General features: G+C 63.2%; 7 protein-coding genes, 2 pseudogenes and 1 riboswitch. Of the genes and pseudogenes, 4 read left to right on the top strand and 5 right to left on the bottom strand.

Annotated features, from left to right (window positions below; all coding sequences use genetic code 11):
- The 3 genes and pseudogenes from DBR12_RS14765 to DBR12_RS14755 form a co-directional block, all read left to right on the top strand.
- Positions 1-468 (top strand): annotated as a pseudogene (locus DBR12_RS14765) (amidohydrolase family protein); the annotation flags it as partial.
- Between the two features lie 86 nt (positions 469-554).
- Positions 555-1,361 (top strand): N-formylglutamate deformylase, encoded by an 807-nt coding sequence (hutG, locus tag DBR12_RS14760; protein ID WP_108617955.1) that lies wholly within the window; start codon positions 555-557, stop codon positions 1,359-1,361.
- 136 nt (positions 1,362-1,497) lie between these two features.
- The gene (locus DBR12_RS14755; protein WP_108617949.1) at positions 1,498-1,701 is read left to right on the top strand and encodes a hypothetical protein; all 204 of its coding nucleotides are present in this window, start codon (positions 1,498-1,500) and stop codon (positions 1,699-1,701) included.
- Positions 1,702-1,743: 42 nt separating this feature from the next.
- On the opposite strand, the gene asd is transcribed toward DBR12_RS14755, so the two are convergent.
- Entirely contained in the window at positions 1,744-2,595 is an 852-nt protein-coding gene (gene asd, locus DBR12_RS14750; RefSeq protein WP_108617948.1) for an archaetidylserine decarboxylase, read from the bottom strand.
- 290 nt (positions 2,596-2,885) lie between these two features.
- A riboswitch (cyclic di-GMP riboswitch) is annotated at positions 2,886-2,976 on the top strand.
- Between the two features lie 117 nt (positions 2,977-3,093).
- On the opposite strand from asd, the gene DBR12_RS14745 reads away from it, so the two are divergent.
- Positions 3,094-5,466, top strand: coding sequence for a putative Ig domain-containing protein (locus DBR12_RS14745; RefSeq protein WP_233244538.1), 2,373 nt, complete (start codon positions 3,094-3,096; stop codon positions 5,464-5,466).
- A 70-nt stretch (positions 5,467-5,536) separates the two neighbouring features.
- Here the strand turns inward: DBR12_RS14745 and DBR12_RS14740 are convergent, their stop codons facing one another.
- The 4 genes and pseudogenes from DBR12_RS14740 to DBR12_RS22935 form a co-directional block, all read right to left on the bottom strand.
- The gene (locus tag DBR12_RS14740; protein WP_108617947.1) at positions 5,537-6,250 is read right to left on the bottom strand and encodes an ABC transporter ATP-binding protein; all 714 of its coding nucleotides are present in this window, start codon (positions 6,248-6,250) and stop codon (positions 5,537-5,539) included.
- A gap of 1 nt (position 6,251) precedes the next feature.
- Complete coding sequence (locus DBR12_RS14735) at positions 6,252-7,025, bottom strand: ABC transporter ATP-binding protein (protein WP_108617946.1); 774 nt, start codon at positions 7,023-7,025, stop codon at positions 6,252-6,254.
- On the bottom strand, positions 7,018-8,016 hold the full coding sequence (locus tag DBR12_RS14730; RefSeq protein WP_108617945.1) for a branched-chain amino acid ABC transporter permease: 999 nt from the start codon (positions 8,014-8,016) through the stop codon (positions 7,018-7,020). Before DBR12_RS14730 ends, DBR12_RS14735 begins: the two co-directional genes overlap by 8 nt.
- A 76-nt stretch (positions 8,017-8,092) precedes the next feature.
- Positions 8,093-8,224 (bottom strand): annotated as a pseudogene (locus DBR12_RS22935) (branched-chain amino acid ABC transporter permease); the annotation flags it as partial.

Here is an 8,224-nt window from a genome sequence, read left to right as displayed (position 1 = left end):
ATATTCAACATGCCGCTGTGGCTGCAGCACGGCGGCCTTTGGGGCGTGGGCTCGGACAGCCATGCCTGCGTGAACGCGGCGGAGGAGCTGCTGATGCTGGAATACGGCCAGCGTCTGTCACTGCGCCAGCGCAATGTGCTGGCCACGGCGTCGCAGCCCGAGGTGGCCACCGCCATGACCCTGCAGGCCGTATCGGGCGGGGCACAGGCATCGGGCCGTGCCATCCAGGGCCTGGCAGTGGGCCAGCAGGCGGACATGGTGGTGCTGGATGCGCAGCATGTGGCCCTGGGCGGCCTGCCCGCACCCAGCATGCTGTCGGCACATGTGTTTGGCAGCCACCGCACCTCTGCCATCGACAGCCTGTGGGTGGCGGGTGTGCAGCGTGTTTGGCAGGGGCGCCATGCCTTGCACGACAAGGGCGCGCAGGCTTTCCTGGCTGCGCGCGCGGCCACCATTGCCGCCGACTGACTGACTGACTGACTGACTGACCGACCGACCGACCGACCGACCGACCGACCGACCCAATCCGTTTGGCCTGCACCATTTTCTTTGCCATGACCGATACCGCTCCCCCACCGTTCACCTTCCACCAAGGCTCTGCACCCTTGCTGGTCTCCATGCCCCACGCGGGCACCTACGTGCCGCCCGCGCTGGCCGCACGCTTTACCGATGAAGCCCGCCAAGTGCCCGACACCGACTGGCACATGGAGCGCCTCTATGCGTTTGCGAAGGATCTGGGCGCGTCCATCCTCGTGGCCACGCATTCGCGCTACGTGGTAGATCTGAACCGCCCGCCCGATGGCGCGAGTCTTTACCCCGGCCAAAGTGTCACGGGCCTGTGCCCTGTGGACACCTTCGACGACACACCGATCTACGCTCTGGCCGATGTACCCGATGACGCCGAGATCGCTGCGCGCCGCGATGCCGTCTGGGCGCCGTACCACGCCCAGCTGCGCGCCGAGCTGGACCGCATTCGCGCGCAGCATGGCGTGGCCGTGCTGTGGGATGCGCATTCCATCCGCTCCGTACTCCCGCGCTTTTTCGAGGGCAAGCTGCCTGATCTGAACCTTGGCACGGCCGACGGCGCAAGCTGCGATCCTGCGCTGGCGCAGACGCTGTTGGCCATTACCCAGTCGGCGCCGGGGTACACGGGGGTGCTCAATGGCCGCTTCAAGGGAGGGTACATCACGCGCCACTACGGTCAGCCCGCGCAGAACATCCACGCGGTGCAGCTGGAGATGACCCAGTGCAGCTACATGCAGGAGGTTTTGCCTTTTGACTACTTGCCCGATGTGGCGGCGGGGGTTCAGCCGCACCTGCAGCGCATGCTGAACGCGGCGCTTGCATACGCCAGAGGCTGATTTGCAGGCAGCTTTGTCTTGCGACAAAGTGAAATGTGAAAGGCGGCGGGGGATCGGTGCTAGGATGCCCTGAGCGGCCTACTACAGGCCACATGGTGTGCCACTTGGCCACCTTTGCGGAAGGAGCCGCATCCCGATGGAATCTGCGGCGTACTACTACATGCCATTGTTCAGGCCCGGCGCGGTCGTTCAGTTAGGACAAAGCCGCGAAACGGTGAGTCACGTGATGTTGAGGCGCAGTGGCTTGATGGTGTACCTGGTGGGGCATGAATCCCCGGTGCAATCCGACACCCTTCGGCTGGAGCCCAGTGCTTTCCAGCTCAGCCGGGTGCCGGATTGAAAACTGTGCCGAGGCTTGTGCACTGACGGCACTGGAACCTGTTCAGGACGACGCAAGCTGCGCCATCGCTTCACCCAACAGAATGGGCTTTGCGGGTGCCCACTGCGGGTTGAACTGCAGTCCCCCCTGCGGGAACAGCATCACCACGGTGGAGCCGAGCAGAAAGCGCCCCATCTCCGCGCCCTTTTCCAGCCGCACCTGGCCCGGGGCGTAGTCCCATTGCCGCAGCGTGCCGGTGCGCGGCGGGTTCACCTGCCCGTGCCACACGGTGGCCATGCTGCCCACGATGGTGGCACCTACCAGCACGAGTACAAACGGCCCCTGGGCTGATTCAAAAAAGCACACTACGCGCTCGTTGCGCGCGAACAGGCCCGGCACGCCGCGTGCGGTGGTGGGGTTGACCGAAAACAGATCGCCCGGAACGTGCACCATGCGCGTGAGTTCACCCGCGCAAGGCATATGAATGCGGTGGTAGTCGCGCGGGCTCAGGTACAGCGTGGCGAAGTAGCCGTTGTCAAACCGCGCTGCAGCGGCTGCGTCGCCGCCCACCAATGCCGTGGTGGAGTAGCTGTGGCCCTTGGCCTGGAAGATCTGGTCCTTGGCGATGGGGCCAAACTGGCTGATAGCGCCATCCACGGGGCAAATGAGGTCTGCTGCAGCCAGCGGACGTGCACCGGGCTTGAGGGCGCGCGTGAAAAAGTCGTTGAAACACGCATAGCTGGCAATGTCGGGATTGGCCGCCTCTGCCATGTTGACGCTGTAGCGGGCGACAAACCGGCGAATCACCGCCGTGGTGAGGCCACCCAGCCGGGCCGAAGCAAACTTTCCCGCCACTGCTGTGAGTGCGCGTTTGGGAAGAACGTATTGGGGAAGTACGGCAAAGCGGTCGGACAAGACGTTCTTTCTGTGAGGACCTACGCAAATCAGAATGCACAAAAGCCTGTGTCTTGGAGCGAGTCACTTGCCCAAGCCCTGTTTTGCGGAAGCCATGTCTGTGTGAATGGGGCTAGGCGTTGGATTCTACCGAGCGGCCTGCCGGTGGCGTGCGCCGACGGGACTGCTTCGCTGACTGCTGAAAGCAGGGGATGCGCTGACATCCGCCGCAACCCACGGATGCTGGATGTGATAGTTGGAAAATATTTTTATCAATTCTATTGATTTTTATGTTTCAAAAAATTACATTTGACGCATCAAGGCACACCCGTTCGAAAGTCGGGGTCGCAAAGCCACCGGTCTAAATCCGCATTGCGCGGACACGACAGCGGGGTTGCCCACACGGTCCTGCGCTCCACCGCAGTGGCCTGGCGTTTAGGCGCACGGCAACCTGTTCGCAGTGCGCGCGGCTCCGTCTTCACGGTGTGCGACATGAATTCGCATTTCTTGGAGAAACCGATGTCGGCCAAATCACTTGAAGGTTCTATGGCCCTGATGCGCCGCTGCGCGCGCTGGGTGGTCTGGGGGGCGATTCCCCTCGCGGTAGTGGCGTGCGGTGGATCTGAGGATCCCGAGGTCACGGCTGAAGTGGCGTCTAGCACCATGACGCTGGAGTTGGAGCCCGAATGGCTGCCGCAGGAAGCTTCGAGCCAGGTAGCGCAACCACTGTTCCACATAGCACCGGTGGTTTTGAATGCACCGGATGATGCGGATGTGCAGGATGCCAACGCATCGGCTGTGATGTCGCCCAAACGCCAGGCCGTGCCGAGCGAGTTTCGTGCGCTTTCGACCCGCCGACTGACACCCTCCAAACTGGAGGAGGTGCATATGAAAGCGGCTCAGGGCATCTCTTTCGCCTCGCCGGACGGCGGTGTCTTGCCGCTCGCCGGCTCAGGCGTCGTGACCACCTATTCGGTGGCACAGGTGCGGGCAGCCTACGGATTCAGCCCCTTGCCAGCGGTGGGCTCCAAACCGACAGGTCCACAGGCTGCGGCCTTGGGGGCAGGGCAAACGGTCTACATCGTCAATGCTAAGCACAACCCGAATGTTGCTGCAGAGCTGGCAGCTTTCAACCAGAAATTCGGTCTGCCCACCTGTACAACCAAGGTCCTGGCCCCGAGCACTGCTTTGCCCTTGGCGGCTGCTTCCGCGTCCACGGGATGCGAGTTGTGGGTGGCCTACAGCTCTGCGTCGGGGGCGATCACTTCTACGCCCCCTGCCTACGATGCAGGCTGGGCGACTGAAATTGCCCTGGATGTGCAATGGGCCCATGCGATTGCGCCCCTGGCGCGCATTGTCTTGATTGAAGCCCCCGATGCCTCTGTCAACAACTTGCTGGCAGCAATACGCCTGGCCAACGCAATGGGCCCCGGGGTGGTGTCCATGAGTTTCGGTGCACAGGAAGGGGGCTGGACGGCGTCCGTGGATTCCGCATTTTCGGGTGCGGGCATGACCTATCTTGCGGCCACCGGGGACTCCGGTGCCACGGTCAACTGGCCCTCTGTTTCATCCAATGTCGTCGCGGTGGGCGGCACCACGCTGACGTATTCGGGCACAGGCCCTCGCTCTGAAGTGAGCTGGTCGGGCACGGGCGGGGGGCCCAGCGCCTTCATCGCCACACCCTCGTACCAGAAGTCCTCGCTTCCCGGTGTGGGGTCGGTGGCTCGCCGCACCGTTGCCGACGTGGCCATGAATGCAGACCCCGCCACCGGCCATTACGTGGCTGTCATGGCGCCGGGCAGTAGCTCCGTGCAATGGATCAGCGCGGGTGGCACCAGTCTTTCGGCCCCCATGTGGGCAGGCCTCGTGGCCGTGGCGAATGCGAGCCGCGTGCAAGCGGGTAAATCGGTGCTGGGGGCTGCCCACCCCTTGCTGTACGGTCAGGTGGGTGCGGTGCCCGGCAACTACGCAAGTGGCTTTGCAGATATTCGTTCGGGCAGCCACGGTGCCTGCGCGACGTGTTCGGCGCGGATTGGCTATGACCAGCTGACTGGACTCGGGACGCCGAACGGCAGTGCGCTGGTCTCGCTGCTGTCGGGGGCCTCGGCGCCGGTGGCCGCGCCTGTCGTTACCCCTGCGAACATCAACGGCACCGTGGGCGCGGCATTGACATTCACGGCAGCCGTGAGTGCTCCGAACCCTGTCGCGCTGAGCCTTTCTGGCGCCCCATCGGGAATGTCCATTGGCGCAGCAGGTGTCGTTTCCTGGCCCAAACCGGTCGCCGGGACCTATGCTGTCACCGTGGTCGCCAAAGACACGAAAACAGCACTCACCGGGCAAGGTGTCTACACCGTCACGGTGGTTGCACCTACGGCACCTGTCGTAACTAGCGCCAGTATTGCGGGGCGTCCTGGTGTGCCCCTGAGCTTCAAGGCGAACGTGACTTCTGCCAACCCTGTCACCTACACCCTTGCAGGTGCTCCGGCTGGCATGGTGGTGGGAGCTGACGGTGTGGTGAGCTGGGCCCAGCCGCTGGTCGGCAGCTACAGCGTGACTTTGACGGCAAAGGACTCCAAGACCGGGCTGTCTGGCCAGGGCACCTTCACCGTGAAGATTTCTGCCGCCGGCCCTGTCATCACTGCGGCAGCCATGGTGGGCGTGGCGGGCAAGCCGCTGTCAGGCACCATTTCGGTCTCGTCCCCGGGCGCAACCTATCTGTCGGTTTCCATTGCGGGTGTTCCACTGGGCATGGAGTTTTCCATCGCAGGGTCAACCATCACCGCTAAATGGCCCAGCCCGGTGACTGGCAACTACCAGTTGCTCGTCACGGTCCGGGATTCGGCAGGGCTGTCTGCCCAACAGGCGGTACCGGTCACGATCACCGCCAAATAGTCTGGAATGCCTAGTGTACTGACCCTGCAACGCGGCCCCAGGCGGGCTTGGGACCGCAATCCAACAGATTTCAAACGCCCAGGTACTGCTCCAGCAACTGCGGCTGCGCATGCAGTGCATCCGAGCTGCCTTCAAACACCACCTGGCCTTTGACCAGGATGATGTTGCGGTCAGTGATTTGCGTGACGTGCTTCCAGTTCTTGTCCACTATCACGCTGCTGATGCCACTGTCCTTGATGAGGCTGCAGATGCGCCAGATCTCGCGGGCAATCAGTGGTGCCAGACCTTCGGTGGCTTCATCGAGAATGAGCACGTCGGGGTTGGTCATCAGCGCGCGGCCAATGGTCAGCATTTGCTGCTCTCCGCCGCTGAGCTGCTGGCCTCCGTGGCCCAGGCGCTCCTTCAGGCGCGGGAAGGTCTCGAGCACCCGGTCGTACGTCCAGTCACGCTGGCCGCGTGTGCCAGCGCGGGCGGCCATCTGCAGGTTCTCCACCACGCTGAGGTTGCCGAAGATTCCGCGCCCTTCGGGCACATAGGCGATCCCAAGGCGTGCCACCTCGAACGGTGGTTTGCCGGTCACATCGCGGCCGGCCACTGTCACGCTGCCCGAGCGTGGTTTGACCAGCCCCATCAGCGACTTGAGCAGGGTGCTCTTGCCCATCCCGTTGCGGCCCATGAGTCCAATGGTCTCGCCCTGGCCCACAGTGAAGTCGATGCCGTGCAGGATATGGCTGCTGCCGTAGAAGGTGTGGATGCCCCGGGCATCAATCCATGGCGTGCTCATCTCAATGATCCTCCCCCAGATAGGCGGCCTGCACCGTGGCATCGGCGCGCACTTCGGGCGGTGTGCCATGGGCGATCACTTCGCCATTGACCATGACGGTGAGGTGATTGGCGAGCGCAAACACGGCATCCATGTCGTGCTCGACCAGCATGATGGCGTGGGCGGGCTTGAGGCGCTGCAGCAGCTCGACCATGCGTTCTGCCTCGGCCACCCCCATGCCCGCCAGCGGTTCGTCGAGCAGCAGCACCTGCGGTTCGGTGGCCAGGGTCATCGCGATTTCAAGCTGGCGCTGTTCGCCATGGCTCATGGCTCCGGCAATGGCCATGCGCCGATCTTTCAAGCCAGAAAGCTCGATAGCGCTTTCCAGACGTGCGTTAGTAGCTCTGTTTTTGATAGCGTTTGTGCGTGTATCCTGCCACCAGCGCAGTGGGTTCCAGGGCTGTTGCGGGTCGCGCGACTGTGCGGCCAGGCGCACGTTTTCGTGCACCGTGAGCGGCAGGAAGATGTTGGTCTTTTGGTAGCTGCGGCCCAGCCCTTGGCGCGAGATGCGCTCGGGCGCCCAGCCGGTCACATCGGTGCCGCCCAACTGCACCTGGCCCGCGCTGGGTGGAAGGTCGCCCGATAGCAGGTTGGTCAGCGTGGACTTGCCCGCGCCGTTGGGGCCGATCACCGCATGGATCTGGCCACGCCAGAGGTCTAGCGATACGCCATTGACGGCAGCCAGGCCACCAAAGCGTTTGGTGAGTTGGCGGGCCGAGAGCAGGGCATTAGCCATGGTGTGAGTCCTCCTGCGCCTTGCTGGCCCGGCGCTGCCCCAGCATGCCCAGCAGCCCGCGCGGCGCGGCCAGCACGACGAGCACGATGAAGCTGCCCATCAGCAGTTGCCAGTGTTTGGTGATGTCCTTGAACACATGCAACAGGTATTCGAAGGCAAAGGCGCCCACGATGGCCCCTGCAAAATTGCCCATGCCACCCAGGATGATCATCATGATGGCGTGGGCGCTCATGTGAAAACCCATCAGCTCCGGGTTCACGTAGCCCGTCTGCGCGCCCCACAGGTAGCCTGCCAGTCCGGCCAGTGCACCTGCAACGGTGAATGCGGTGAGTTTGTAGCCGCGCGTGCCAAAGCCCATGGCGCGCATGCGGTGTTCGTTGATGCGGATGCCCGCCAGCGCACGTCCCAGCGGGCTCCAGAGCAGGCGTCGCAGCAGCGCGTAGACAGCGACCACCAGCGCCAGCGTGAAGTAGTAAAAAGTCTTGCGGCCCTCCAGATCGAACGGCAGCCAGCCAAAGATGGATGCGTCGGGCCGGAAATTGATGTACAGACCATCTGAGCCACCCAGTGCCTTGTTGTCGAAGAACAGATAGAACACCATCTGCGCAAACGCCATCGTGACCATGATGAAGTAGATGCCGTGCGTGCGTACCACAAAGAAGCCGATGACCAAAGCCACCAGAGCTGCGCCCGCTACCGCCAGGGGCAGCGACCACCACAGGCTCACGGGCATATCGGCAGGTGTGAGAAAGGCGAGTGCATAGCCCGCCACGCCAAAGTAGGCGGCGTGGCCCAGCGACACCAGGCCGGTGACGCCCTGCAGCAGATCGAGGCTCATCGCAAAGATGGCCATGATCATCATGCGTGTGACCATCTGCACATAAAAATCACTGCCGACGACCGGGAACAGCAGCAAGGCCGCTAGCCCCAGAGCCAGGAAAAACTGCACGCTGCGCGGCAGCACTTCGATATTGGCGCGGGGTGTACTCATAGGGGGCCGCAGACCTGTGAAATGCGTGAAGCGTGCGAAACGTGGGTGGCGCGCGAAGTGATAAGCATCAGAGTCATCATTGTTTGAAGAGGCCTTCGGGTTTCCACAGGAGCACGGCTGCCATCAGCATGTAGACCAGCATGCCAGCCATCGACGGCAGCAGCACCTTGCCGAAGGTGTCCACCAGCCCCACCAGCAGCGCCGAGAT

It is taken from the genome of Acidovorax sp. HMWF029 (assembly GCF_003060895.1).
Taxonomy (GTDB): Bacteria; Pseudomonadota; Gammaproteobacteria; order Burkholderiales; family Burkholderiaceae_C; genus Acidovorax.
This window is presented reverse-complemented; position numbering and strand designations above follow the sequence as displayed.

Bases quoted from the DNA above. Each gene is read 5' to 3' on its own strand.
- DBR12_RS14755 (WP_108617949.1), top strand. From the start codon at position 1,498: ATGGAATCTGCGGCGTACTACTACATGCCATTGTTCAGGCCCGGCGCG.
- DBR12_RS14730 (WP_108617945.1), bottom strand. From the start codon at position 8,016: ATGAGTACACCCCGCGCCAATATCGAAGTGCTGCCGCGCAGCGTGCAG.
- DBR12_RS14740 (WP_108617947.1), bottom strand. From the start codon at position 6,250: ATGAGCACGCCATGGATTGATGCCCGGGGCATCCACACCTTCTACGGC.
- DBR12_RS14735 (WP_108617946.1), bottom strand. From the start codon at position 7,025: ATGGCTAATGCCCTGCTCTCGGCCCGCCAACTCACCAAACGCTTTGGT.
- DBR12_RS14745 (WP_233244538.1), top strand. From the start codon at position 3,094: ATGTCGGCCAAATCACTTGAAGGTTCTATGGCCCTGATGCGCCGCTGC.
- hutG (WP_108617955.1), top strand. From the start codon at position 555: ATGACCGATACCGCTCCCCCACCGTTCACCTTCCACCAAGGCTCTGCA.